Annotated in this window: 20 protein-coding genes and 1 pseudogene; 8 read left to right on the plus strand and 13 right to left on the minus strand. The window is 70.6% G+C overall.

What is annotated here, in order from left to right:
- The first annotated feature begins 161 nt into the window (after positions 1-161).
- From ACWGE0_RS43715 to ACWGE0_RS43735, 5 genes are all read left to right on the plus strand, one after another.
- Positions 162-434: a hypothetical protein gene (locus tag ACWGE0_RS43715; protein WP_452266747.1), complete on the plus strand. Its 273-nt coding sequence runs from the start codon at positions 162-164 to the stop codon at positions 432-434.
- A gap of 1 nt (position 435) precedes the next feature.
- A complete protein-coding gene (locus tag ACWGE0_RS43720; RefSeq protein ID WP_452266748.1) occupies positions 436-1,737 on the plus strand; it encodes a sensor histidine kinase in 1,302 nt (433 codons plus the stop codon).
- A complete protein-coding gene (locus tag ACWGE0_RS43725) occupies positions 1,734-2,387 on the plus strand; it encodes a response regulator transcription factor (protein WP_452266749.1) in 654 nt (217 codons plus the stop codon). Before ACWGE0_RS43720 ends, ACWGE0_RS43725 begins: the two co-directional genes overlap by 4 nt.
- Positions 2,388-2,651: 264 nt before the next feature.
- Complete coding sequence (locus ACWGE0_RS43730) at positions 2,652-3,902, plus strand: SLC13 family permease (RefSeq protein ID WP_452266750.1); 1,251 nt, start codon at positions 2,652-2,654, stop codon at positions 3,900-3,902.
- Positions 3,903-3,910: 8 nt separating this feature from the next.
- The gene (locus ACWGE0_RS43735) at positions 3,911-5,041 is read left to right on the plus strand and encodes a glycerate kinase family protein (protein ID WP_452266751.1); all 1,131 of its coding nucleotides are present in this window, start codon (positions 3,911-3,913) and stop codon (positions 5,039-5,041) included.
- Here the strand turns inward: ACWGE0_RS43735 and ACWGE0_RS43740 are convergent.
- The gene (locus tag ACWGE0_RS43740; RefSeq protein ID WP_452266752.1) at positions 5,034-5,648 is read right to left on the minus strand and encodes a hypothetical protein; all 615 of its coding nucleotides are present in this window, start codon (positions 5,646-5,648) and stop codon (positions 5,034-5,036) included. The two genes, ACWGE0_RS43735 and ACWGE0_RS43740, sit on opposite strands and share 8 nt — an antisense overlap.
- 19 nt (positions 5,649-5,667) lie before the next feature.
- On the opposite strand from ACWGE0_RS43740, the gene ACWGE0_RS43745 reads away from it, so the two are divergent.
- On the plus strand, positions 5,668-5,829 hold the full coding sequence (locus ACWGE0_RS43745) for a hypothetical protein (protein WP_452266753.1): 162 nt from the start codon (positions 5,668-5,670) through the stop codon (positions 5,827-5,829).
- Here the strand turns inward: ACWGE0_RS43745 and ACWGE0_RS43750 are convergent.
- The 8 genes from ACWGE0_RS43750 to ACWGE0_RS43785 are packed head-to-tail and all read right to left on the minus strand — an operon-like array spanning position 5,777 to position 17,737.
- A complete protein-coding gene (locus tag ACWGE0_RS43750) occupies positions 5,777-6,439 on the minus strand; it encodes a hypothetical protein (RefSeq protein WP_452266754.1) in 663 nt (220 codons plus the stop codon). The two genes, ACWGE0_RS43745 and ACWGE0_RS43750, sit on opposite strands and share 53 nt — an antisense overlap.
- Positions 6,436-6,954: a hypothetical protein gene (locus tag ACWGE0_RS43755; protein WP_452266755.1), complete on the minus strand. Its 519-nt coding sequence runs from the start codon at positions 6,952-6,954 to the stop codon at positions 6,436-6,438. The genes ACWGE0_RS43750 and ACWGE0_RS43755 overlap by 4 nt, the downstream gene beginning before the upstream one ends.
- Positions 6,951-8,219 carry a hypothetical protein gene (locus ACWGE0_RS43760; RefSeq protein ID WP_452266756.1) on the minus strand — a complete coding sequence of 423 codons (1,269 nt, stop codon included), beginning with the start codon at positions 8,217-8,219 and terminating at the stop codon, positions 6,951-6,953. The genes ACWGE0_RS43755 and ACWGE0_RS43760 overlap by 4 nt, the downstream gene beginning before the upstream one ends.
- Positions 8,219-10,168 (minus strand): hypothetical protein, encoded by a 1,950-nt coding sequence (locus tag ACWGE0_RS43765; protein ID WP_452266757.1) that lies wholly within the window; start codon positions 10,166-10,168, stop codon positions 8,219-8,221. Before ACWGE0_RS43765 ends, ACWGE0_RS43760 begins: the two co-directional genes overlap by 1 nt.
- Positions 10,165-11,904 (minus strand): hypothetical protein, encoded by a 1,740-nt coding sequence (locus ACWGE0_RS43770; RefSeq protein ID WP_452266758.1) that lies wholly within the window; start codon positions 11,902-11,904, stop codon positions 10,165-10,167. Before ACWGE0_RS43770 ends, ACWGE0_RS43765 begins: the two co-directional genes overlap by 4 nt.
- Positions 11,905-11,916: 12 nt before the next feature.
- Positions 11,917-12,210 carry a hypothetical protein gene (locus ACWGE0_RS43775; RefSeq protein ID WP_452266759.1) on the minus strand — a complete coding sequence of 98 codons (294 nt, stop codon included), beginning with the start codon at positions 12,208-12,210 and terminating at the stop codon, positions 11,917-11,919.
- Complete coding sequence (locus ACWGE0_RS43780) at positions 12,207-14,282, minus strand: hypothetical protein (RefSeq protein ID WP_452266760.1); 2,076 nt, start codon at positions 14,280-14,282, stop codon at positions 12,207-12,209. The genes ACWGE0_RS43775 and ACWGE0_RS43780 overlap by 4 nt, the downstream gene beginning before the upstream one ends.
- Positions 14,279-17,737, minus strand: coding sequence for a penicillin-binding transpeptidase domain-containing protein (locus tag ACWGE0_RS43785; protein WP_452266761.1), 3,459 nt, complete (start codon positions 17,735-17,737; stop codon positions 14,279-14,281). The genes ACWGE0_RS43780 and ACWGE0_RS43785 overlap by 4 nt, the downstream gene beginning before the upstream one ends.
- A 685-nt stretch (positions 17,738-18,422) precedes the next feature.
- On the opposite strand from ACWGE0_RS43785, the gene ACWGE0_RS43790 reads away from it, so the two are divergent.
- Positions 18,423-19,343 carry an ArsR/SmtB family transcription factor gene (locus ACWGE0_RS43790; protein ID WP_452266762.1) on the plus strand — a complete coding sequence of 307 codons (921 nt, stop codon included), beginning with the start codon at positions 18,423-18,425 and terminating at the stop codon, positions 19,341-19,343.
- Positions 19,344-20,024: 681 nt separating this feature from the next.
- Positions 20,025-20,405: pseudogene (locus ACWGE0_RS43795) on the plus strand (bacterial transcriptional activator domain-containing protein); the annotation flags it as partial.
- Between the two features lie 141 nt (positions 20,406-20,546).
- Here the strand turns inward: ACWGE0_RS43795 and ACWGE0_RS43800 are convergent.
- From ACWGE0_RS43800 to ACWGE0_RS43815, 4 genes are all read right to left on the minus strand, one after another.
- Positions 20,547-22,352 carry an SWIM zinc finger family protein gene (locus ACWGE0_RS43800; protein WP_452266763.1) on the minus strand — a complete coding sequence of 602 codons (1,806 nt, stop codon included), beginning with the start codon at positions 22,350-22,352 and terminating at the stop codon, positions 20,547-20,549.
- On the minus strand, positions 22,349-23,452 hold the full coding sequence (locus tag ACWGE0_RS43805; RefSeq protein WP_452266764.1) for a VWA domain-containing protein: 1,104 nt from the start codon (positions 23,450-23,452) through the stop codon (positions 22,349-22,351). Before ACWGE0_RS43805 ends, ACWGE0_RS43800 begins: the two co-directional genes overlap by 4 nt.
- Positions 23,449-25,704: a DUF5682 family protein gene (locus tag ACWGE0_RS43810; RefSeq protein WP_452266765.1), complete on the minus strand. Its 2,256-nt coding sequence runs from the start codon at positions 25,702-25,704 to the stop codon at positions 23,449-23,451. Before ACWGE0_RS43810 ends, ACWGE0_RS43805 begins: the two co-directional genes overlap by 4 nt.
- Positions 25,662-26,392: AAA family ATPase (locus tag ACWGE0_RS43815; RefSeq protein WP_452266766.1), on the minus strand; the 731-nt coding region annotated here is incomplete at its 5' end. The genes ACWGE0_RS43810 and ACWGE0_RS43815, both read right to left, overlap by 43 nt.

Raw genomic sequence — 26,392 nt, forward strand, 5'->3', positions numbered from 1 at the left:
GAAATGGGCTTCGCCGATTTCGGCACGAGCGGGTGACCGGACGACCGGCACGAACTCGCGTGAGACCGCTCCCATCGTGTTGGGGCCGTACGTTCCCGGTCAAGGGGCTGATGATTATCAGTCGATTTGCGGACAGATGAAGAGATCTTCATCTTGGTCTCATGCGAGACGCGGGTTCGAAGGGCAGGCTCGGTCGCATGCTGCCGTCCGCCCGCACCGGCACGGTCCTCGTGGCCGTGCTCAGCGTGGCGTGCGCGCTTGCGGCCGTGCTGCTCGTGCTCACCGTGGTGCGGCCGGTGCCACCGGACGTGCGGAAGTCGGACGTCCAGGTAGGACGCTCGGTGGCGCCGGCCCCCACGTCCACACCCAGCCCCGCCCCGAGCTCGGTGCTGCCGCCACCGCCGCCGGTCGAAGACGACGACGAGGACGACTGACGTGCCCGCACGCGTGAAGATCATGTGCTGGCTCCTCGGCCTGATGACGCTCGTCCTCGCGACCGTCGTGGTCGTGGTGTGGCGCTTCCTGTTCGTCGACGCCGACGACCGGATGAACCGCGCCCTGGAACAGGAGACCACCGAGTTCAGCTCCTACGCCGAGACCCACGCCGGCGAGGTGCGGGCGGTGGCCCAGGCGCACATGGGCCTGCAGTACCCGGACGAGTACGAGGCCCATCTCGCTGTGCCGCGCACTGGCTCTGTGCTGGTGCAGCGATCCACCGTCACCTACGCGGTGGAGAAGGACCGCGCGGTGCTGAACGCGATCACGGCATCGGGCGCGTCGTGGGGAGTCACGTCCACGCCGGCCGGTCCGTTCCGCTGGGCGAAGGTGCACGCGGTCTCGGCGGGCTCGGACATGTGGTTCGTGACCGGCTACTTCGAGGACGGGGTGCTCGCGCCGGTGCACTCGACCGTGCGTGTGCTGGTGCTGGTGTCGCTGGCGGGCCTGCTGATCGCCGCGCTGATCGCGTGGTTCGTCGCGGGGGTCGTCCTCGCGCCGGTGCGGATGGTCCGCCAGGCCGCCGCCGAGATCACCGAGGACGACCTGACCCGCCGCATCCCCGTGTCCGGCAACGACGACGTGGCCGCGCTGGCCCAGCAGTTCAACTCGATGCTCGACCGCCTGGACCGCTCGTTCCGGCTGCAGCGCCAGTTCCTCGACGACGCCTCGCACGAGCTGCGCACTCCGATCACGATCGTCCGCGGCCATCTGGAGCTGCTGGGCGACGATCCCGCCGAACGCGCCGAGGTCGTCCGGCTGTGCACCGACGAACTGGACCGCATGGCCCGCCTGGTGGAGGACCTGTTGTTGCTGGTGAAAGCGGAACGCCCGGACTTCCTGCGCCCCGTCGTGACCAGTCTTCCCGAACTGACCAGCGACATCGACGCGAAACTGCGCACGCTGGGCGACCGCCGCTGGGTGCTCGAGTCGATCGCGGAAGGCGAGGCGGTGCTCGACCCGCAACGCGTGACCCAGGCCCTCGTGCAGCTCGCCTCCAACGCGGTCCGGCACACCCCAGCAGGGTCGACGATCCGCTTCGGATCCTCTGTAGACAGTGTGATCTCTTTCTGGGTAGCGGATTCCGGGCCAGGCGTTCGTGACGAGACACTGCTGTTCTCGCGGTCGACCGGCCTGGGCCTGCCGATCGTGAAAGCCATCGCGGAAGCCCACGGCGGCACGGTTCGGGTGCGTTCGGTTCCCGAAGAGGGAGCGACCTTTGTGGTGGAGGTGCCGCGATGACCGGCCGGATCCTGATCGTCGAGGACGAGGAACGCATCGCCTCATTCGTCGAGAAGGGACTGCGCGCCAACGGTTTCATGACCTCGGTCGTGTCCTCCGGTGCGGAGGCCCTGTCGTGGGCCGCGTCCTTCGACCTGATCGTGCTGGACCTGGGCCTGCCCGACGTCGACGGCTTCTCGGTGCTGCGGTCGATGCGTGAGCAGGGCGTGCCGACACCAGTGATCATCCTGACCGCCCGCGACTCGGTGCACGACACCGTGGCCGGCCTGTCCGGCGGCGCGGACGACTACATGACCAAGCCGTTCCGCTTCGAGGAACTGCTCGCCCGCGTACGGTTGCGGCTGCGCCCACCCGGCGTTCCCGAGGCCACGGTGCTGTCGTCCGGCTCGCTGTCGCTGGACCTGCGCACCCGCCAGGCGATGCTGCCGTCCGGCGCCGTCGACCTGACCGCGCGCGAGTTCGCCTTGCTGGAGTTGTTCCTCCGGCATCCAGGCCAGGTGCTGGTGCGCGAGCAGATCCTGTCCCACGTCTGGGGCTACGACTTCGACCCGGGATCCAACGTGGTCGACGTCTACGTTCGTTCGCTGCGGCGGAAGATCGGTGCCGAACGCGTGGAAACCGTGCGGGGGATGGGCTACCGGCTGGTCTAACACACCGACAACGTCACCCCCAAGTTGCTCTGTTGGCGTCTGCAAGTACCACCAACTCTTGATCGAATCGCCCCTAGCTACACCCAACTGCCCACGAACCGAGCTCCGCCACCGGCCGACCGCCGTGGCGGTCGGCCCAGTTGGTAGTAGAAAAGTGCTGGATGATCTTGGGTTGGTGGTACTTGCAGACGCCATGGGCGTAGATGAAGAGGCCTTCATCGGAGCCTCACGTGTGGATCAGGGTGCGTGCGCACGCTGGTTCTCGTGATTCTGACGTTGGTGGTCTTCGGGGCGGCGGTGCTGCTGTGGGTGTGCACGCCGTTGGACGACACGTACGTCGCACTCGCGGCCGTGGCGGCACTGCTGCTGTCCGGCGTCCTGCCGGCCTCGGCGTTGACGGCGCTCGGCGGGTCGACCACGTGGCTGCTCGTCGCGGCCTTCGTGCTGGCCGCAGGCGTGGCGGCGACGGGACTGCCGGCCCGCCTCGCGACGTGGCTGGTGGGGCGTGCCCGGACCGTTCGCGGCCTGGCACATCTCACGGCCTTCGCGTTGTTGCTCACCGCGTTCTTCGTGCCGTCGACCTCGGGCCGCGCGGCCCTGACCCTGCCCGTGTACGACGAGTTGCGCGGCCGCCTGAACGAGCGGGTCGCGCGTGCTCTCGGGGTGTTGTTCCCGTCGGTGATCCTGCTGACCGCGGTCGCGACCCTGGTGGGCGCGGGTGCGCACCTGATCACGAACTCGCTGTTGGAGGCCGCGACCGGGCAGGGCATCGGGTTCGGGTGGTGGCTGCTGCTGGGTGTGCCGCTGGCGGCGGTGAGCGCACACGTGACGGCGGAGATCGTGTTGTGGCTGTTCACGTCACGTGCGGACCGCGCCACGCCGGTTTCGGTGCCTGAGCAGGAACTCGGTGGCCTGACCAGGGCGGAAGTCATCGCCTTGGCCGTCGTCCTCGCCGTTGCGGCCGCCTGGCTCACCGAACCCTGGCACCACGTCCCGCCCGAGGTCGTCGCACTCACCGGCGCGCTCGTGATCACCGCCCCGCGGCTCGGCACCACGACCTTTCGCGACGCCTTCTCCGGCATTCCGTGGTCGCTCCTGCTGTTCATGGCCGCCACGACGGTTCTCGGTACCGCGTTGATCAGCTCCGGCGCGGCGAACCTCGTCGCGGGTCTGGTCAGCCCGACGCACCTGTTGCCGACGGTGATCGTGACCAGCCTGCTGGCCCACCTGGTGATCCAGTCGCGGTCGGCGCGGTCGAGCGTCCTCATCCCGATCATGATCCCGCTGGCCCTGGCGTCCGGCATGAACCCGGCCGCCCTCGCCTTCGCCTCCACGGCTGCGGCGGGCTTCTGCCACACCCTCACGTCGTCCGCGAAACCTGTCGCGCTCTTCGCCGACGCCTACCGCCCCAAGGACCTGCTCAAGCTCTCCGCGGTCCTCGCTCCGATCACCGGCCTGCTCGTCCTGGGCAGCGCCACCCTGCTCTGGCCGCACCTGGGCCTGCCACTGAAATGAGGACACCGATGCGTTTCCTGGTCGCTCCCAGCGGTTTCAAGGAGTCCCTCGACGCCTGCGCGGTCGCCGACGCCATCGCCGCGGGCATCCACCGGGTCGTTCCCGGTGCCGTCGTGGACAAGGCACCGCTCGTCGACGGTGGCGAAGGTTCGGCCAAAGCGCTCGCCGAGGCCACCGACGGCACGCTGATCCCTGCCCTCGTCACCGGCCCGATCGGTGAACCGGTGCCGTCGCACTTCGCGTTGCTCGGCGGCCCGGGACCGCGCACGGCCGTCGTGGAGATGGCCGCGGCCGCGGGTCTCCGGCTGGTGCCGAAAGATCATCGCGACCCGGCGAGCACCACCACCTACGGCGTCGGTGAGCTCATCAGGGCGGCGCTCGACCTCGGTGTGGACCGGATCCTCGTCGGCTGTGGCGACTCCGGCACGTCGGACGGAGGTGCGGGCGCGTTGCAGGCACTCGGAGCCCGCATCACCGACGAACACGGCCGCGAGCTCGGCCGCGGCGGAGCGGCGCTGGTCCACGCCCGCGCGCTGGACCTGTCCGAAGTGGACCCGAGGCTGGACAAGGCGGAGATCACCGTGGCGTGCAACCCGCACAACGTCCTGTGCGGCGAGCGCGGCGTGGCCAGGATCTTCGGCCCGCAGAAAGGCGCGACGCCAGCACAGGTCGAACTGCTCAGCAACGCCCTCGACACCTGGGCCGACCTGATCGGCGACGTCAGGACCATCCCCGGCGGCGGCGCGTCCGGAGGGCTCGGCGCGGGACTGCACGCGCTCGGCGCGACGTTGGTGCCGCGCTTCGACGTGATCCTCGAACACTCCGATCTGGACGCCCGGCTGCCGTTCGCAGATCTCGTGATCACCGCGGAAGGCGCGATCGACGGCCAGACCCCGCACGGCAAGGTGCCGGCCGAGGTGGCGCGCCGAGCGAAGAGGCACGGCAAGCCCGTCATCGCGCTGGCCGGCACGATCGGCGCCGGCGCCCGCGCGAACCACGACATCGGCATCGACGCCTACACCAGCATCATCGCCGCGCCGGTCGCGTTGGACACCGCGATCGCCAGAACCGCCGAACTGCTCACCGACGCCACCGAGCGCACGCTGCGACTGGTCCTGGTCGGCGCGGCCCTCACATGACGACGATCTCGATCTCCCTGCCGAGCTTGGCGCCGCCGAGCAGATCGAGGTCGTCGCCGCTCCAGAAGCGGCCGGGGTCGTACCAGTTCGGCCTGCGCTTGGGCAGCAGCCCCATCTCCTCGTACGTCACGGCCACGATCTCCGCGCAGAACGCGCTCTCGATGGTCGCCTCACCCTTGGGGCGCCGGGGAACTCGCCCGCGCAACCACCGCGAGGCGAGCTTGGCGGTCGACGGGAACGGCGTGCCGTCGAGCCGCGCCACCGTCCTGAGCGCGGCGTCCTCCATCTCGCGCGTCACCGCGTGGTCGAGCTGCCGCAGCCACGCCCGTTGCCCGTACTTGTCGTGCCACGTCACCACGGCGTCGCGCAGGTCGTGCAGCTGGGCTCCGCGCTGATGGGTGCCGCTCCACATGTCCTTGAGCGACTTGCCGAGTTCGGCGTGCCACATCAACGGCGGCAGGTCGTCCAGCACGATCGCCATGCCGACGTGGTTGACCGGGCTGTTCGTCATGGCCTGGATCGCCCGGTCCGCAGCACTGCTCCCGCGGAACACCCACACGTCACCGGTGCGGGTCATCTCCACGGCTTTGTCCAGTGTTGTCGCCATGGTCCATTAGCCTAGGCACATGAAGCTCTGGAAGGTGATCGGACTGGCCGCGTTCGCGGGTGTCGCGGCGAGCGGCGTGGTCGCCGCCCGCAACCAGCGCCGCCGCGCCGCCTACACCCCGGACCAGGTCAGGGAGCGTCTGCACGAACGGTTCGCAGAGGCATCGCGCAGCTCGGAGTGACCTGCCGCAGCCGGATCGTCGCGACCACACCGGCGACGTCCAGCCACCGCCGCGCGTCCCCGGTCTCCCCGTGATCGACGACCTCGACCAGCATCGTGTGCAGGGCATGCGGGTCCAGCGCGGACGTCCTGGCCAGCAGATCCGCCGCAGACGTGCCGCCAACGGCTCCGTGCGCCCGCACGAGTGACACGAGCTGTTCGTTGCGGCACCGCACGGCGGCGAACTCGTCTCCGTTGTGGTGACCACGTTCCCGCTGCCAGGTGTTGCCCAGCAGCAACGTCGCGGCGTTGCCGGTCACCGGACGGGGAGCCGCGATGTGCCGGCGCTCGTGGTTGGGCACGCACCAGACCAGCACCATGCGGGTCGTGAACCTCGCGGCGGGGTCGCCTGCCAGCGCGTCGACCGCGGCCAGGAACCGCAGGCCGAGCTGCGGCAGCACGCCCTGCGGCTGGAGCGGGAGCAGGACGACCCCGAGCGGGGCGTCGAAGGACTCCGGGTCGCCGAGCCGGGACCGCAGTCCTGCGTTCTCCAGCGCGGCGCACACCGACCGGCCCACCACCGATCGGTCGGTCGTGGCGCTGGTGCCGTCCATGACGATCACGTCCGTCACGACGACCCGGTCAGCACGAACAGCTCCACGGTGACGTCGCCGGGCACGCCGTCCCCGCCGAAGTACGTGCGAATGTCCACTTTGGACGCCAGTTGCGGCAGTCCGGCGGGCGCGATCAGCCGCTTCACCCGCTCGGAGATCAGCGTCCCCGCCACGGGCGAGGTGGGGTTCGCCGACGTGCCGAACAGCATGATCAGCCCGACTTTCGCCTGAGGACCGACCACGTTCGTGAGGTTCGTGGTGAACGTCGACACGACGGCGGCGTCGTCCGCGGACACGCCCATGGTGAACTTCACCGACGTGAGCGAGAGGCCCTCCGAGTGCGACTTGCCCGGCGTCGTGCTCGGCGTCGCGGACGACGGCGGCGTGATCGTGGCCGGTGAGTTGTCCGCCGCCGTCCCGGAACCCAGCGCGACGATGGCGAGCAGCAGGGCGAGCTCGGCGAACAACCAGCCCGCTGCCCCCAGGATCCCCGCGTCCGACCAGTGCGGGCGGCGGGTGCCGCGGCGGCTCATCCGGCCTCCTTCTCCGGCCAGCCGGCGATCGGGCGGGTCGCGTCCCCGTCGTCGTCCTCCGGTTCGCCCTCGGGTTCGCTCTCCACCACCTCGGCGCTCTGAGGTTCGTGCAGGTGGTTCGTCGTGGTCTCGCGCAGCCCGTCGGAGACCATGGCGAGCCAGTTGACCTCTCTGATGGCCCCGTGCAGGGAGGTCGCGACGTCCCGCACGGCCGCGACGGTGTCGTTGAGCTTGTCCGCCGCTTTCGCCACCGATCCCGCCGCCTCGGCGAACGGGTGCTGTGCCGCGGCCAGTGTCGCCTGGTGTTCGGTGGTGGTCCTGGCGACGTCGGCGGCCTGGGACAGCCGGCTGGTCGCATGCCCGAGCACCGCCTCGGATCGTGCGGCCGCGTCTCGTGCGGTGTCCGCGGCCGCGGCGACGGTGTCCACTGCGGTCGTCAGAGGTTCGGCGGTGTGGCGCATCTCCGCGGCCGACCTGGCGAGGCGTTCGTCGAGCGTGGCCAGGTGTTCCGCCTGTGTCTGCAAAGTCGGGACGACGTTCGCGAGCTGCCCGACCACGATGCCCAGCCGGTCCACGATCTGCGCGGACTGGGCGAGGGTGGTGGTCGCCGTGCGGAACTCCTGCGCTGCCTGCTGCAGCTCCGCCGCGGCCCGCCGGGTCGCGCGCTCGACCGTCAGTGAGCTCAGCTTCGAGCGCAGGACCGTCAACGGAGGACCCAGCGACACCTCGAGGCCGTGCACGATCCGGTCCACCTCGTCCGCCACGGCCTGCGCGGCCGCGGGGCGCCGGTACGCGAAGATGATCAGCAGCACCGTCACCACGATCGCCGCCGACAACGCCGCCGGGCCCCGGTACGGGGGCTGGGCGAGCCAGTCGGCGAAGAACGACGGCCGCTGGCTCACCGGCGTCGACTCGTGCGAGTGGACGAACGCCAGCTCGGCCGCACCCAGCGCGAGCCAGGTCAGCACCACGGGCAGCAGGACGAGGGTGTTGTTCGGCCGGTCGACCGTGTGGTCGCACATGGCCCGCAGGTATCCCGGGTCGCGCAGCCGCCACAGTTCGGCGTCCCTGTCGATGGCGTGGGGATCGCGTTCGACCAGGTGCGCCTGGTTGACCGCGAGGTGCAGCACCTGGGCCAGCTGGGCGAGGTGCGCCGGTCTCGCCTGCGGCACGGTGCCCGCCACCGCGTCCAGCTCCTCCATCGTCTTTCTGGCCAGGTCCTCGATCTGCTCGGCGGGTGTGCTCGAGGTCTGCGCGGTGGTCATCAGAACCGGTCCATGATCACGTAGAGCAGCAACAGGCCGATCCCTGCCGCCGCAAGCAGAGGCAGCCACGCGATCAACGGGGAATCCCTGTCATCGCGCTCGCCGACCACCACTGTCACGTGGTGGCGGCGGTGGTTCTGCTCCGGCTGGAGGTCTGGCTCCACTGTGGACGTCTCCGCAGGACGGTGACCGCCGGGAGGTCGTGTCTCCGGAAGGTCCGGATGGATCGTGTCGTCGGGCGGCTCGGTGTCCTCGACCTCGGGAAGGCTCGGGGACATGACCCGCTCGGCGCCCTCCAGAAGCACGTCACGCCACAGATCGGACGCGCCCTCCGCCGCCATCCGCAGAGCCCGCGCCACCAGCTCGTCAGGTGCCTGGCGCACGTCGTCGAACTCCGCGAACGCCAGTTCGAGCACCTTGACGTGGTTGTGCGACCAACGCCCGAGGAACTCGTCGAGCCAGTGATCGCCCCACGCCTCGGAGAATCCGCCGATGACCTCCTCGAGCACCTCCTGCCGCGCATCCGCTTGCGGCACCAGGTCGATCAGCTCCGCCGCCGTGCGCGGCAGGAGCCGGTACACGCGGTCGATCACCGCGCGGACGGCGTCCGCGGGTTTCTCGGCGCCGGCCAGCCGGTCGCGGTCGGCCGTGGTCAGCGGTGCGCCTGTCGCCAGCCGCTCCGCGATCCGGTCCACCGGCAGCGGGAAGATCGGGTCGTCCGGCGCCAGCCCGACCTCGACGAGCCAGGAGGTCGCCTTCTCCAGATCCCGTGGCGAGTGCAGCGGCTTGCCAGGGGCGAGCAGCTCCGTCCTGACGAACTCGGCCACGTGGTCACGCGCGGGGAACTTCGCCCGCAGGAGGTCGGCCAGCTGGTGGTGCCAGCCGGAGTGGGGACCGGCGGGGCGCGGCGGGAAGCGCACCGGGTTGGTGCCCGGTGCCGTGCGATGGGCGGCGAGCAGTCCGTCGAAGATCACGCCGCGCAGATCCGCGTCGAGGCGGTAGGCGACCAGGAAGGAGATCGCGGCTTCGGTGTTGGCTGCCGCCCAGCGCGTCAGCACCGCACGGCCGTTGGGGGTCCGCAGACGTTCAGGTCGGTGCCGCAGAGCGGAAGGCACCTCGGTGATGTCGACGTCGAGCTCCCGTTGTGCCACGGAGGAAACGAACGAGGCCATCGAGGGTTCGTCGCGGTAGCCGGGCATCGGCCTGCCCGCCTGCGCCTGAGCGGCGATCAGCGCCAGTGCCTCGCGCCCCTTGCCGTCGATCAGCCGGACACCGTTGGCACCCTGCTCGAGCCAGTGGTGCGCGCGGCTGGCGTCGGGGTTGGCGAGCGCGTCCGGCCACCGTCCGCACACCAGGTGGACGCCGCTGCCCAGCACGGGTGGCTTGAGCACGTAGGTCAGCCACACCCGAGACCGGACCACGGCCCTGGGCAGCACGCGGAGCAGCGCTGCGATGGTGCTCGCGACCTCCCTCGGGTCGCCGTCCACGATCACCCTGGTGCTGTCCGCCGCCAGGTCCGTGAGCACCGGCTCCACCGCGACGGGCGGCGGCAGCCGGCGGCCGGGATCGCTGAAGTGCCCCAGCCTGCCGTCGGGGCCGACCATGGCGACCGCGGAAGTCCAGACGTCCAGCGGGTCGTGCTGGTCCTCGGCGAACAGGAACTGGCAGCTTCCCGAACGGCTGAACCCGCCACCCTCCCTGCCCTGCACGGTGAAGCACCAGTGCGGACCGCGCCCCTCCACCTCCACGGCGAACAGGCCCCACACCGGGAACCTGTCGCTCGCGGTCGCGCCTTCCGGCGGTTGCATGGCCCACTTGCGCAGCAGCTTCTCCGAAGCCACCACGAACGGTTTGGCCGGTGCGGGCCTGCCGGGGTCGACGAAGTGGGCGAACCCGACACCCGCGCTCGGATCGCCGTGCTCCACCAACGTGAACGGCATCGACGTCATGACCGCACCCTCCGGAGCATGCAGAGCAGCAGTTGGGACAGGGCGGCCGACGTGGTCTCCGCCTCGTGGAAGTGCGCGTGGCGGTCCAGCGGTGTGATGAGGTTGTCCGTCGTGGCCACGGTGACCGGCACCTCGCCGAGCGGGGAGCACAGGAAGAACCGGAGCTCGCGCCACGTCTGGTTGAGCAGCACGTTGATCTTCGGGCCGAACCCGAGCCCGTAGGCGATGCCGCAACCCAGCGCGGACATGATCAGGTCCCTGGTCCGCAGCACGGCGCTCTGTCCCGGCACCAGTGATGCGGTGACGTGGTCGTTGAGCGCAGGCACGGTGATCAGCCGCTCCGGCAGCACCGAGTTCGGGGTGCCCTCCGGGACGACGATTCGCTCCGACTGGCCCTCGTGCACGAGCCGCCAGAAGTTCTTCTCGTCGCTGTAGTGCTCGACGATCGCCGCGGCGAACTGGAAGGCGACCTTGGTCCGCAGCGACGGGCTGTGCCGCTGCTCGGCGAGCGGCCCGATCACGGAGATCATCGCCGCGGACTCCAGCTTCAGCCCCAGGCCGTGGCCGCCCACCCTCTTCGTCACCTCCAGCAGGTACCGCGCGACGCCGTCGACGACGTTGTTCTGAACACCGAGCGAGTGCAGACCGCTGGTGTGCCTCAGCGCGTGCCGGATCAGATCCGACTTCGACACGCACACGAGCAGGTACTGCATCCGCCCCACGTGATCGGCGATGCCGCCCAGTTCGGTCAGCGACCGGGCGAGGTCGTGCTGGACCGCGTTGCGATCGCTCTGCGCCTTGCGGGGATTGCTGATCGCGGTGTCCGGCCGCATGCTGGCCGGCACGACCGTCCCGTTCGGGTCTGCGTCGAGGAACCTGGTGAACTCGGGGCAGATCACCGGGTCGATCACCCAGGCGAGAGTTCCGTAGTGGCGCAACAGGAAGATGCGGTTGCCGCCGTCGCGGGAGGTGAACATCTCACCGGGAAGGTCGGCCACTCCGGACAGCACGACCCGGTCGCCGATCTGGTAGCGCCGCACGATGGGCTGCCGGATCTGCTGCCCCCAGTTCTCCTCGTCCACGTGGTCGGTGCCGACGAGGTCGCGGTGGACCTCGAGGATCTGCTCGACGATCTCGGCCGCCACCCGCTGCGGGAGGAACTCGAACGGGGTCATGTCGCGCAGGAACGTGGGGGCCATGGTGAACCCTTCACCGTGCGTGCGCTGGTAGTGCCGGCGCAGCAGGTTCAGCGGTTCGTCCTCGAGCAGCCAGTCTGGAGCGTGCACCGACATCCACTCCGGGGGAGGCATCCCGGGGTCCGGTGTGGACAGACCGTTGTCGCCGAGGTACTGGCTGATCGTCCGGAGCATCAGGTAGCTCTTGCCCGCGGCGACGCTGCCGATGGCCGCCACCACGTCGTAGTCGTCCACCCTCGACTGCTGGGTCATCTGCCCCGCAGCCTGGACGTTCTCGACGAACGCGTGGCCGTCGCCACAGATGCGGTAGGCGCGGGTCGTCTTGGCTGGCCGGAAACCGGCGGAGGCTCTCATGACCCTGCCGTCGAACAGACTGAGCTGCCACTCCTGCCTGCCCGCTTCCTGGCCGTGCAACCGCAACCTCAGGCTCGGCTTGCGCGGCGACCCGTCCTCGTTCCAGGCGGGGCGGACACCCAGGTCCTCTCCGCAGGCAGGGCAGCGGACGAGTTCGCTGAACAGCTGACGGTACTTCGGGGGCATCTGGTTTCCCGATCAGAGCAATGTGGACAGGACGGCGGACGCGGCCAGCGCGAGCAGGACGACCGGCAGGCAGAAGACCAGGCACGCCTTCAGCCCGTGCGCCATGCCGCGCTCATGGGCTTCCTGCAGGTAGCCGTGCACGAGTGGCTCCGCGGTCGGCGCGGCCAGCTGGTGCACGGCGGTCTCGTAGGACACCCAGTTGCTGATGGCGAACGCGACCGAGTTCTCCAGCGGGGGCTTCGGGCCGAGGCCTGCCACGGCCTGGTCGAGGGCACGCGGTGTCGCCGCGCGGAGGTGGTGGATCACGATGAACTCCCGATGGCGACGCCGGCCAGCACGACCAGTGAGAACAGCACGGCGAGCAACCCGAACCCGACCGTGCGCCAGTACGCCTTGCGGGCGACGACCAGCTGTTCGGCCGCGATCTCCTTCACCAGCTCGTCCAGCAGGGTCGACTGCCCGAGCGGATGGGACGTGACCCTCTCGTGCACGGCGGCCACGTGCCTGCCGTGCCTGCCGGTGGGCTGCTGTGGTGGGGACCCGCCGTCGCCTTCGTCCACGGGAAGTGGTTCACGCAGGGCCTCCAGCCGTTTCAGCCAGCTCTCGGCTCGCCAGGACTCGCCGACCAGCGCGTTGCGCTGGAACGGGGCCGCCAGCTCGGCGGCGAGCTCCGGCCACCGAGGCCAGTAGCCGCTGATGGTCCGCACGGCCAGCTCGGGGTCGTCGATCAGGCGTGCGCCGTGCTCGTCCTGCTCGACCAGCCCCATGGTCCTGTCGATGCCCGCCACGGCGGTCAGCACGATCAGCGCGAAACCGAACCTGTCGTGCTCCCGCAGGTTGACCGCGGAGCTGGGGGTGCCGCGGCTGCGGAAGCTCGCGAGGATCTCCGGCGCCGCCCAGGTCTCGGTGAGGCGCAGGTCGCCCAGCCGGCCGCGGACCCTCGCCACGGCGTCGCCGTCGATCAGCACGTACCCGGTGCTGTCGTCGTCGGCCCGGTAGCGGCACACGTTGGCGGGCTTGATGTCGCAGTGCGTGACGTCTTGTCCGTGACACCCGTCGAGGCCGACGGCGAGCGTCCTCAGCGCCGACAGCTGACTGACCGCCGGTGCGCCGCCGAGATCGAGGGAGTGCGCCCACCCGACGGTTTTCAGCAGTGGCGACACGACGATCACGAAGCAGTTCGGCTGGGGCTGGTCCGGCACGCCGAACCACGCGGACAGCCGGTTCTCCGGGTCGTCGTTGATCTCCCGCGGGGTCACGGTGAACCTGGTCTGGTCGTCACCGGCGCGGTAACCGCTGCCTTCCGGTATCACGATCACCGGGGCGATCGCCCACGGCGGGGACTGCGGACTCCAGCCGCACGCGGCGTTCGCCTGGTCGATCAACGCGGCCTGGGTGCGCAGATAGCGCCTCAGCTGGTTGGCGTGCTGCGGAGTGGCGCACCGGTAGATCTTCACGTGCCACTGGGGCGCGACCGCGTCGTGCCAGGCACCGGTGGTGTAGACGACCTGGACCTCGAGCCGGCGGGGACGGTCCGGCGTGTCCGACGGGACCGGGAAGTCCCGGACCCGCGGGTGACGGGCCGGAGGAGGGAGGATCCGCAGCAGATCGGTGCGGCTGCTGGCTTTCAGCCACACCAGGTGCGGTGCACCGTCGCCGGTCCTGGGGAGACCGGGCGCGCTCGGCGCCGCGGGCACCCATTCCGTGAGCGCGTACTCGAGGGTCACCGGGCTGCCGGCGCGGTCCTGGTAGGTGATCTGCCCGCGTGCCGGGACCAGCCGGCCGCCCTTGCGCAGCAGATCCCCGTTCACCAGCACGGTGATGTCCGGGCGTTCGGCGGTGCGCCGCATCACCAGGTCGCCACCGCTCAACCGCACGGTGAGCAGATCTCCGTGCGGCACGGCGAGCATCGAACGGGGGAGCACGAACCCGTCGTGGCCGGAGTCGTCGTTCGGCCGGCCCAGCGGCGACCACCGGTTGCCCGCCGAGACGACGTACTCGAACCGCAGCGTGCCGAACCCGACGGACAGCAGCCGTTCCGCGGCCGCCGGGGCCTGCCGGGGTTCCTGCCGCGGCCTCTCGGCCTGCTGGCTCCTGACCACGGGTTCGCAGTAGATGCGGGAGTTCGTGCCCAACGCCGGGTCGACGTCGAACTGGAGCTGGTACTGGTTGCCGGGGAACGAATCGCTGACCTCGCTGAGCGACTCGACGACCGCTGCCCTGCCCTCCGCGCTGAGCGGGACGCCGGTGCGGATCACGACGTTGACGAGCACCGTGCGGCCGGCGGCGGGCGGATTGCCGATGAGGAAGGCGTTGAGTTCGCTGCTCGCGCCGGATCTGACCGCCTCTTCGAGGCGCAGCCGGTCCTGGTGGTTCATCGCCGCACCTCCACGGCACTGGCGACGAGCTGCTGGACCAGCCAGCGCGCCCGCGCGGCGCCTGCTCGCTCGTCGTTGGACTCCACCGCCACGGCGAACGCGACAGGTCCCTCGCCCGTGTCGAAGTAGCCGGTGAGCCACGAGTGCTGGCGGACGAAGGTGTTCGGTGGCGGCTCTTGTTCGCCGTACAGGTCGTGCGTGCCCGTCTTCACCCACAGCTGCCGTCCGACCACTGTGGACAGTGCGGCCGCGGTGCCGATCGGGCTCGTCGTGCCGGTGAGGGCCAGCTGGAGTTGCGCGGCCTGATCGGCGCTGAGCACCTGATGCGACTCGCCTGTCACCGTGCGTCGTGCGCCGCCGCCCGCGTCGGTCACGGCGTCGGCCAGCCGCGGCTGCACCGCCTGGCCCTTGTTGGCGATCGCGGCCATCACGGTGGCCATCTGCAACGGCGTGCCCTCCACACCGCCACCGCCGAGGACGTTGTTGCCGAGGTCGCCGGGTTCCGTCTCGGCGGGGACGACCGAATCCTTGCCGAGCGGGGTGCCCGCGAGCCACGCGGTGCCCGCCTTCGTCGCGGGGCCGACGGTGAAGCCGAGCGACTTCGCCGTGTCGCGGATCGCGGCCCAGCCGAGCGTCCGCGCCAGTGCCACGAAGGCCGTGTTGCAGGAGACCGCCAGTGCGTTGGCCAGCGTGATCGTCCCGTTCACCGTGCCAGTGCACAGCGTCCGGGTCGCATTGCGGATCTTGAGGCCGCCGCCCAGGTCGATCTCCAGCGGAGACGGCAGCGGGCTGTCCGCGCCGGTTCCCGGCTGGCGCAGGAAGGCCATGGCCACCAGGACCTTGAACGTCGACCCCAGCCCGTACCGGCGGCCGAACGCGCGGTTCTCGTCGGTGCCCGGCGTGGCGACCGCCGGGTCACCGCCGACGTACCGGAGCAGGTCGGCGTCGGCGGGCGCGCTGTCGCCCGCCACGTCCAGGCCCCAGCGCCAGCAGTTCGCGAGCACCGCCTCGTCCTCGGACTCCTCGCACTTGGCGGACTCGTCCAGGCTGCCGTCGCCCCGGCGAGGGCCGTAGTCGAGGTGGCCGCGCGCGTAGGCCTCCTTGGCGGACTGGTCGATCTGGTCCCACGACCCGGTCGCGACCGGCGCGGCGCTCGGCGCGCTCGCCGAGGCGAGCACCTGCCCCGTCCTCGCGTCGAGTGCCACCACACCGGCGGCCAGCGGGCCCAGCCCTGGTGCGTCGGACCGCAGTGCCGCGGAGATCTTGGTTTGCATCACCGGGTTCACGGTCAGTTCGAGCACGCCGGGCTGGGGAGTGGAGGGCGGGCCGAGGCGGCCCGCGAGCGTCGTGGCGGTACCACCGGCCACGAGGTCGGTCAGTTGCTGGTCCAGCAGACCGTGCAGGTCGCGCACCGCGACGGAGGGCTCACCGATCTTGTTCCAGCCGGCTCCGGTGCGGTCGCGCTGGAACACCGGCACCCCGCCGACCGCGATCTGGACCGCGGTGCGTTCGTAGGCGACTCGGTCCGTCGAGCAGACGTCCGCGTCGACCTCGGGTTGCGAGGTGGCGCAGAACGGCCGGTTCTCCGCGCGTCCGGTGTACGGGAAGACGGTGACCATGGCGGCGAGCACGACGCAGATCGCGAACACCGCGACGGCGGGGGACAGGCGGGGCCGTTGCCACCACGGCGCACGGACAGGCGCCGGCGCGGGGGCGACGGCCGCCTGCGCACCGCCGACGTAGTGCAGGGCGATCGCGATGATCACGGCGACGCTCAGCGCGATGGTGGACTGACCGCCTCGCGAGAGGAACGGGGCGGTGATGCCGGAGTGGGGCACCGCGTTCACCGTCGCCGCCAGGACGAACAGGAACTGCCCGAGCAGGGCGGCGACCATCCCGACCACGAACAGGCGGGCGGGATCGGTCGGGACGAGTGGGCGCGGCTCGTCGGGCCGCTGGGGCACGGCACGGGTGGCTGTGGCGGCGAGCCTGGTCAGCGCCGCGCCCAGCAGTGCGAACACCGCGGCGAGCAGCACGACGGTGATCCCGCCCAGCTTGTTCCAGATGACCGCGATCACGAAGTCCGTCGACCCCGCGGGCAGGCGTCCGGACGTGGTGTCCGCGAGCCCCCGGCCCCACAGGCCGCCGTCCGCGATCAGGGCGAGCGACTGCGCCACCTGCGACCTCGCGCTCGCCTCGGCCGAGGCGTAGGAGATCTGGCACGCGGTGGCGCCCGCGGGGACCTGGGGCAGCGGCGCGCCGGCGGGCGCCGCCTGGCACTCCGCCGCCCACGTGAACGCCCACGGGTCCTGCCACACCAGACCGCGTTCGGAGATGTAGGAGGTCCCCAGCATCACCATCACGCCGACGAGCGTGAGCAGCAGCACCGGTGCGAGCAGCGGCTTCCCGTACGCCTGCACCGCACGCCACTGCGCCACCACCTGTGCGCCGCCGCTCGTTCCCGTCACCGTGCGCGCCCTGGTGGACTGGATCACGAGCACGGAGGCGATCATCGCGACCGTTCCGACGAACAACGGGATCATCGGGCCCATGTCGTGCTTCAGCACGCTCGCGAAACCGACGGCGGCGAAGAGCACGACCGGGAACCAGACGTGCGGACGGGACTTCCACGGCGCGGGGAACCGGAAGCTGTGGCCGTACTTGCCCAGAATCAGTGCGAGCACGAAGAAGTAGGCGATCTTGCCGTACTCCGGCGTGGCGACGCCGAAGATCGTGAGGCCGGCCCCTGCCGGGTTCAACCTGGGAGCGGCGAACAGGGCGAAGACGACGAAGATCCCGCCCAGGAGCGCGCCGGCGGGCACGGAGCGCCACTGCCAGACGGTCTGCTTGCGCCGCCGGTCGCGCCAGGAGCGGTTCGCCCACAGCAGCAACACGAGCACGACCAGCACTGCCGCGATCGGGGAGAACACCGCGGGAATCGCCTGGTCCCAGGTCTCCGGAGCCTTCACCACGTCGGCCGTCCTGGCCGTCGGATCCTGTGCCACGACCAGCCGCACCGTCAGCAGCAGCCCGAGGAGCAGCAAGGCGGAGGACGTCAGCAGCGCCGCCATCGAGGAGCCCGCGACCTCGGGATCGTCGCGCCTGCCGTGCCCGATCTGCAGCAGCCTCAAGCCGCACGCGACGACCGGGATGACGGCCAGCCCCACCGCCGCGATCAGCAGCGTCGCCCCGAACTGGGTGAAGAGGAAGCTCAGCCAGATCAGCACCAGCGGCCACCACAGGCTCGGCAGGCCGCCGCGGAAGATCGCCGCGACGGGACCTCTGGTCACGGGAGGGGGCGCGTCGGCCGCGGCGAGCGCCGCCGACCTCCTGCCGCGGTGGAACCGCACGGCGTTGACCACGGTCAGCACGAGCCCGGACAACATGAGCAGTCTGCTGAATTCTGCCCATCCCCCGATGAACATCGACAGGAATGCGATGGGGTCGTGACCCATGACTGCTGACGACCTCCGTATGAAATGGAATGCGAACCTGGCGGGTTCCGCTCGAATAGGAGCCCGGAATGCTCGTGGCTGCCGTCCGGCCCGGTCCAAATCCTGACCGCGCCGCGTGCACTGCCCGTGTCGTGAACAACGCATCGTTTGTTTCCATCTGTGGCATCGGGACGTGCACATTCACTCGATCGGCTCACTGATTCCAGGCCGCCGAGATTTGTCGCTCAGGGTGATTCTGAGGTAACGCGCGGGTCTGATCAGCGGTTTTGTCGGACGTTACTTCCGTGCGGGTGAATGTTGCAGGTCGCTGATTTCTTTTTTGCGACGATTCGGCCGTGTTATCGGGCCTGCGGCCTATGCGTTCGCAGGTCCTTCGTGCCGCTGGGGATCAATCGATGAGCCACCCATGACGCCACTGCCGGCAATGCGGCCGAGCTGACCAGGAGGCCGGAGGCGATCGAGCGGCCCGTGCACTCGACCGGGTGACGCTCGCGGATCTGCCGTGGCGTGACCAGGAATCGCCAGAGGAGCGCGCGCGGACCCGTGACCTGCTGCTGAAGCTCACTGAGCAGCCAGGACCGCTGGTCTGACGTTGTCCACTGAACGTTGTCAAGTGGAACAGCGCTGACACCGGACAACGAGTTCTGCGTACCGTCGGAAGTGGTTGCACTCCGGGGGGAAGCAAATGCCGATCGTGTTGTCCGAACCCGCGCCCAAGGGTCGCGGGTTGACGATTCTCTTCGAGTTGGAAGATCTGGCCCGCACCCGGTTCGCGCCGGCGCCGCTGCCGATGTACGAGCTGGTGTTCACCGTGCACAGCGGTACCTGGGACCGCATGCTGCTGCCGCAGATCCGCCCGCTCGCCGAGCTGGTCCGGCCTGGCCGGTTCATCCCGGACTTCTTCAACTCCGCGCGCCCCGACTTCGACGATGCCGTGCGCCAGGTGCTCGACGTGCCCTCGAACCGGGTGCGTGACCAGATCGCGAGCATGCTGGGCACGACGTCGCCGTGGCTGCGGTCGTTCGCGGCAGGCACCCCGACCTCGCGCCAGGACCTGCGGTCGGCGTTCAACACGGGCTTCCGGGATCTGCTGGCGAACAACTGGCCGGAGACGCGCCAGGGGTTCGACGCCGAGGTGCGGTTGCGGTCGTCGCAGGCGGTCACGCGCGGGCTGGGGGAGCTGCTCGGCAACCTGCACCCGTCGATCTCGTGGACCTCACCCGCGCTGCACGTCGAACTGGGCTGGGACACCGAGATCTCGTTGCGCGGCTCGGGAATGCTCATCGTGCCGGTGCTGAACGGGCTGACCCGCCCTGCGGTGTCGATGTTCGCCGAACCGCAGCCGCTGCTCTTCTACCCGGTCGCGACGCCCCAGCCGAGCGGCGCCAGCCTCGAACTGGCCCTCGGGCGCACCCGGACGCTGGTGCTGCGGGCGCTGACCTCCGAACGCACCACCACCGAACTCGCCAAGCACGTGGGCATCAGCCTGCCGACGGCGTCGCAGCACGCGACCGCCCTGCGCACCGCGGGATTCGTCTCCACCCACCGCAACGGCAGGTCGGTCCGCCACCGCCTGACCAGACGCGGCTGGGAACTGCTGAACTGAATTTGGGAGGCCCGCATGACCGCGATGCCGCGGTACCGCACCGACCCGAGTCCCCGCGCGCTGGCCGCCCGGCTGCGCGCCCTGCGCACCGCCCAGGTGCCCGTCGCCTGCGGTGTCTACGCGGGGCTTTCCGCTCCCGGTCCCACTTCCGCGTTGCACGCGCGGATCACGCACGCGATGGCCTCGGCGTTCGTGGTGGGCGCGTCGGCGGGGGTGCCGCGCTTCGAACCCCCGCCGTCGGCTCAGCTGCGGCTGCTCACGGCGGCGAGCTGGGGCCGGCTCGACGGTGTCGGCGCCGACATGACGACGTTTCCCGTGGACCTGGCCTCCGAACTGTGGTGGCGGGTGCACGAACGCTCGCTCGGCTCGTTGCGCACGGCCGAACGCCGCGTCGCCTGCGATCTGTTGCTGCGCCTGGGATATCCGCAACGCGCGGCCACGGTGATCGGGCTGTCCGTGATCGACCCGCGCAAGCACGTGCTCTCACCCGAACTCGCGATGGAGCAGCTCGCCGTGCTGCGGTGCCACCTGCCGACGTCCGCGGTGGAGTCGATGGCGTTGCACGGAGCCAGGTCGGGGCTTCCGGCCGGGGCCAGGCGCGACCTGGCGTTGTTCGTCGTGTTCCGCAACGCCGCCCGCGGTGCCGACTCCACGTCGATGCGGGCCGCCGCGGCGCTCGCGATGAAGGCGTCGTCGGAGCTGCCGTCGTCCGGGTTCGCCGCGGCTCTCCAGCGGGTGCGGCTGCACCGCGCGATCGCCGCCGTTCCCTTTGTGCGGCGCGACATCGGGGAGACGCACCGGTTGCTCGGGCGTGCCCTGGACGGGCTGATCTCGATCCCGCCGCCGTCCGCCGAGATCGATCGGCTGGCGTGGGCCGACGAGGCCTATGCCCTGCACTGCTTCCTCGTGCGGACCCATCTGACCATCGGCCTCGGGCAGCGCGCGGTCGGGTACGCGGAGGAACTGGTCGAGCTCAGCCCCGGCGACGACCGGACGTGGGCGCTGCTCGGCGACGCGCTGGCCGCGTGTGGCCGGCTGGAGGAAGCCCTGGACGCCTACGGCCGTGGGATGGCACTGGGTGGTTGTGGTGTGGCGCGTGCTGCCTACCTCCGCGGGTTCGTGCTGGAAAAGCTCGGCCGGGTGGCCGAGGCCGCCGAGGACTACGTGCTGTCGCAGCGCGTCGACCCGACCTCCTCGGTGGTGTCAGCGGGCATCGGCGGTCACCAGCAACCGGAGGTGGGCGCCCAGCCAGGTGGCGGAGGCCGGGGCGTCGGCGAACGCCGTGACCTGGGCCGCCGCCGTGCGCAGGCCCGTGCGATGCAGGTGCGCGCCGACCTCGCGCGTGCGGGCGAGCAGGCTGTTCGAGAGGTGGTCCAGGCCTCGATGCGCGGCCTCGGCTAACACCGCCAGCGCGCTGTCGACCGCCGCGCTCAGCGGATCGGTCGCGGTGAAGCCCGGCGGCAGCGGTTGCGGAGAGGTGTCCGTTGCCAGGTCCAGCACCACGACACCCGTCTCGGTGTGCACGGCCAAGGGGTCCACGACGAGCGTGCCGCGGTGCCGGCGGACGGCGCCGGTGATCGTGGTCGGGTTGGCGCGCAACGCTTGTGCCAGCGCGTCGAGTGCGTTCGGTGCCACCGCCCGGTGTGCCGCGTCGAGGGCGCAAGTGGTCCCGTTGGTGTCGTGCAGCGTGGCGGTGAGGCGTTGTGCGGCGGGGTCGTAGGCCAGCTCGGACACCTCGGCGACGCGGACCGCACGGACCAGCTCGGCCTCGACCCTCGCGCGCACCTGGCGTGGTGGTAGCTCGGCCAGCCTTGTTGCCGCGGCCTCGTAGTCGTCGATCACGAGCGCCTGCGGCAGGTGGTCCCACGCCGTTCCGACCGGGGTGAGCGAGGTCTTGGCGACCCTGCTGGTCTTCAGCGTCACTGCGCGGCTGGCGCTGCGGGTCGCCGACTCGGAGACGACGTTCGACGCGGCCAGGCGCTGGCCGGTGCGCAGGGGAGTGTCCCGTTGCACCAGGACCACGTCGCCGGACGCGAAGTAGACGTCGGCTGTGGTGGCGGTGCGCAGCCGGGCGCCGAGTGCGGTGAGGCGGACGCGTTTGAGCGGTGTTTCGGCGGGTTCGTCGGGGCCGAGGACCTCGGCACGTGCGCCGGTCGCGGTGGTGCGCGCGTGCAGCTCGGTCAGCAGTGCCGCGAACTGTTCCGCCTCGTAGTCGGCGCTGCGCTTGCGGTACGCGGTCAGCTGGGCGAGCAGATCGGTGATCACCGCGGCCGGCCAGTGCAGGCGCTGGGCGGTCAGGTCGCGGTGCAGGCGCTGCCACGCGACGTCCAGCACCTCGCTCGCGTTCGTGGCGCCGTCGAGCAGCAACTGGTCCAGCAGATCGGTCACCGCGGACAGATCCGTTGAGGTGGTGGGAGATCCCCCGACATCCACGGTGTCGGTGCCGTGCGCGTCGGCCTCGCGGAACGCCCACACGGCCAGTGCGGTCGCCTCGTCCTTGTTGACCGCGTCGGTGTGGACGTAGGACAGGTCGCCGGGCACGAGGAACGTCACCGTGCAGGTGGGCAGCTCGGCCTGGGCGGTCTGGTCTTCCGCGGTCGGGCGGCGGAGCTTGGCGCGGTAGCCGGCCTGCAACGCTCTGCGGGCGCGGCGCAGCGTGCGGTCGCCCATCAACGCCGTCAGCTCGTCGTCGGTCACGGCGCCCGGCGACCACAGTTCAGCAGGTGCGGTGGCCTCCTGAGTGCGTTGGTAGGCAAGGACAACCGCGATGCGATGCCGGCACACACCCGCCGCGCCACAGCTGCACCCCGCCGCCTCGAGCGTGGTGTTCGGGGGCAACGTGGTCGTCGTGCCGTCCGGGAACTTGCCCTGAACGGCACCGGCCGGATCGGTGTCGAGCGCCGGGACGACACCCGCGTCGAGCTCCTTCACGGCGCGCTTGACCAGCCCGCGGTTGGCCAGCGCCGCGAGCGCGTCCGGGGTGAGGGCCAGCAGATCGGGTCTGGTCACCTGAGCTTCTCCGCAACGAATTCCGCGAGCTGGCCTGGGGTCATCGCGCCGACGTGGGCGCCGGCGTTCGCCAGGCGCTGGCCCAGCACCTTGTCGTAGTCCGGGTTCGCCTCCTCGTCGAGCGCCGCGAGGCACAGCACGTGGGTGCCCTGCTCGCACAGGCCCTTCACCGTGCGGACCAGGTGTTCCGCGTTGCCGCCCTCGTAGAAGTCGCTGATGATCGCGACGATCGAGCGGCGCGGGCTGTCGACGAGCCCGGCTCCGTACGCCACGGCCTTGGCGATGTCCGTGCCACCGCCGAGCTGCACCTTCATCAGCAGCTCGACCGGGTCGGTCACGTCGGAGGTCAGGTCCACCACGTTGGTGTCGAAGGCGATGAGGTGCGTCCGGAGGCCCGGCAGGCCCCACAGGCAGGCCGCGGTGACCGCCGAGTGGATCACCGAGCTGGTCATCGACCCGGACTGGTCGACCAGCAGCACGACCTGCCACTGCTCGACGTGCCGTTTGGTGCGCGAGACGAACTTCGGGTGCTCGATCGCGAGCTTGCGCTTCTCCGGCTGGTAGCGCTGGAGGTTCGCCTTGATCGTGGCGCGGAAGTCGAAGTTGCGCGAGTTCTTGTGGATGCTCGGCCGGCGCGACCTCGTGCCGCTGAACGCCGTGCGCACCTCGGTCTTGAGCTTCTCCATCAGCTGCTTCACGACCGCCTCGACGATCTTGCGCGCCATCGCGAGCACCGCGGGGTTCATCAGGTGCTTGGTCCGCAGCACCGCGCGCAGCAGGGCCGGGTTCGGCTCGATCCGTTGCAGCACATCGGGATCCGTGACGATGTCGGTGATCTCGTACCGCTCGACGGCGTCGCGCTCGAGCCGTTCGATCGTCTCCCGCGGGAACAGGGTGTGCACCTCGTCCAGCCAGTCGACCGTCTGCAGCACCGAGTCCTCGCTGCCGCCCTTGCGCACACCGCGTTCGGCCAGCTCCGGGTCGCGTCCGTAGAGCCACTGCAGTGCGGCGTCCCTGCGTGCCGCGTCGCCCTGCAGGCCACCGGTGCAGCGGGAGGCGGGCTCGCCGAGGATCAGCCGCCAGCGTTCCAGGTCCGTCATGCCAGCCCGCCCTTGGTGAGCAGCGCGTCGACGCGTCGTTCGACGGCCATCGCCTCCGCCACGATCATCGGATCGGTGGTGATCCGGGTGAGGTTCTTCGCGTTGCCCTCGACACCGCGATGGTCGAGAACGGTGGCCGCGATGGTCTCCCGTTCCCTGGGCGGGAAGTAGCTGAAGGCGAGCCGCAACGCGGGCAGCGCCACCAGGAACTCGTCCTCGGTCATCGCGCTGACCAGTTCGTCGAGCACCCCGACCAGGTCAGGGCTCGCCAGCACCTCTTCCCGTGCCACCGCGAACAACCCGGCGAGCCAGTCGCCGAGCGCGTCGATGCCGCGGACCTTCCGCACATCCGGCTGTGAGCCGAGCGTCCAGGCGAGCCCGAGCGCGGCACCGCGCAGATCCGGTGGTGCCTGCGCGTCGTTGCTGACGCGGGTCGCCACACCCGTGACGTCCACCGTGTCCAGTGACAGCGCGGACTTCGCGTGCAGCACGGCGTCCCTGGTCGCGGCCATCGCCCTGAGCCGCTGGGGATCGGCCGGTGCCGGGCCGCCGTGCAGGCCCTCGATCAGCCACAGCACCCTGGTGGTGCCCGCGTCGATCACCGCGCCCAGCAACGGGTCCTTCTTCGTGCCGAACAACCTGTCGTGCCGCCACAGCCCGAGCACCCCGCTCAGCACGTGCCCGAGCGCCGCGAGATCGCCCGTCTCCCGGACGCCCTCGTTGAGCGACTCCTTGACCCTGCCGGACAACGACGAGATCCCGCACAGCACCGCGTCGAACAGAATCCCGGCGAGCTGCTCCAGCTGGGCCTGCCGTGACCGGCGTTCCAGCGCGACGCCGGCTGCTTCCTCCAGCGTGGCACCGTTCTCGGCGGCCTCGATCAACGCCGCCAGCCGCTCCTCGCCCGGCCGGAGCACCCACTGCTCGTCCAACTGCGGCTGCGCGCCCTCCGACGGCCCACTCGTGCGCTCGAAGCCGGGAATCCGCAGCACCCGCAGCCGATGCAGGATCCTGCTGCGCTCCAACGCCTCCGCGTCCGTGAGGTCGAGCGCGATCTTGCCCTCCTGATCGAGCCCGTGCGCCCGGAGGAGCTCCTGCACCGCGTGGACCAGCGGTGGTGCCGGCGTGTCCGGGTGCAGCCGCCCGACCTTGTCGCCGCGCAACGCCCCGATCATCTCGATCAACGCCGGATGGGCGCCGGGTTGCAGCGTGCCGCGCCGCGTCCACGGCGGTGGCTGCGTGAGGTCCTCCGAGATCAACGCGCTGGTCAACCCGTCCAGCACGTCCGTGCGCGCCAGGTGCTCATGTCCGCGCAACCGTGCCAGCGCCCCGGCCTGGGTGTGCGCCGCGATCAGGTCCGCCGTCGACACCGGCTGCTGCCTCCTGCGCAGCCTCGTGGCGACCGACTCGACCAGCCAGTCCGCCGCCCGTTGCGCCCCGTTCTCCCAGACCTGCTGGTAGTAGCCGGGCGACGGCATGCCCGACTGGTAACCGGTGAAGGCGTCCAGCCGCGCGTGCGAGTACGGCACGAGATAACTGGCGCCCCGCTCGCGTTCCGGCACCTCCGGCCACTCGGTGTCGTCGTGGGGACCGGCGTCGAGCTTGGCCTTGAGCGCGGGCGTGTGGAAGCCGCCGGTCACGACGACGACCGGCTTGTCGCCCGCGTGCTTCAGGGCGGCTCGCACCCAGCTCACCATGTACTCCTCGCGAGCCGAGTCGCCGTCGTCCGCCGTGGCCGTGCCGCGCAGCAGGTCGAAGTACTCGTCCATGCCCTTCGGGGTCTCTTCGCACTCGAAGAGGTGGTCCCACAGCACGTCGACGTTGTCGACCGCGAACTCCTGGCACAACCGCTCGACGACCTCGGCGTACCGCAACTCCGCGTCGGCGTAGCGGTTGCTGACGTCCCGGAACGCCTCGTGCCACGCGGGCAGGTCGATGAACCTGACCTCCGCGCCGCACCGGCGCGCCTCGGTGATCGCCACCCACTCCGGTGAGTAGTCGCAGAACGGCGACCACGACGCGTGCTGGTCCGAGTAGCTGAACAACGCCACCGGGAGTTCGTGGCCCAGCAGCAACTCGTCGACGCGCTCGTTGAAGTCGGCCGGCCCCTCGATCAGCACGTACGCGGGCTGATGGGTCTGGACGGCGTCGGCGACCAGCCGGGCACAGGCGGGACTGTGGTGCCGGACGCCGACGAACACGGCCCCCATCAGCCGGGCAGCAGGTGCCGAGCCTGGTGCAGCTCCTGCCATTGCTTCCCCTTGCGCCGCGGCGCGTGCTGCTCCAGGTACCGCCGCAGCCGCGCCAGGTCCTCCGCGTTGTCCTTGGCCGCCGTGCCCGCCAAGCACTCGACGACGTCCGCGGCCGTCCCTGCCTCACCGCGCAGGAACCAGCCCCTGAGCCCGACCGCGTGCGCTACCGACACGGCCTCTGCCGTGCTCATGACGGTGGTGAGCCGGTCGGTGCCCTCCCGCAGGTCGCGGAAGGTCTTGACCAGCACCTCCAGCACGTCCCGCTTCGGCGCGAGTTCGACCCCGGAGCGTTCCAGCAGCTTCGCCGCCTCCTGCTCGACCAGCGCGAGCTCGGTGTGGAAGTCCGCGATCGGGAACACCGTCTCGAAGTTGAACCGCCGCTTCAGCGCGGCACTCATCTCGTTGACGCCCCGGTCCCGCGTGTTCGCCGTGGCGATCACGTTGAACCCGTCCTGCGCGAACACCATGCCGTCCGGCCCGTTCAGCTCGCCGATCGCCATCACGCGGTCGGACAGCATCGACAGCATGCAGTCCTGCACCTCGAGCGGACAGCGCGTGATCTCCTCGAACCGCACGATCTTGCCCTCGGCCATGCCCCGCAACATCGGCGCCGGCACGAGCGACCGCGGTGACGGCCCTTCCGCCACCAGCAACGCGTAGTTCCACGAGTACTTGATCTGGTCCTCGG

The organism is Lentzea sp. NPDC054927 (assembly GCF_053610285.1).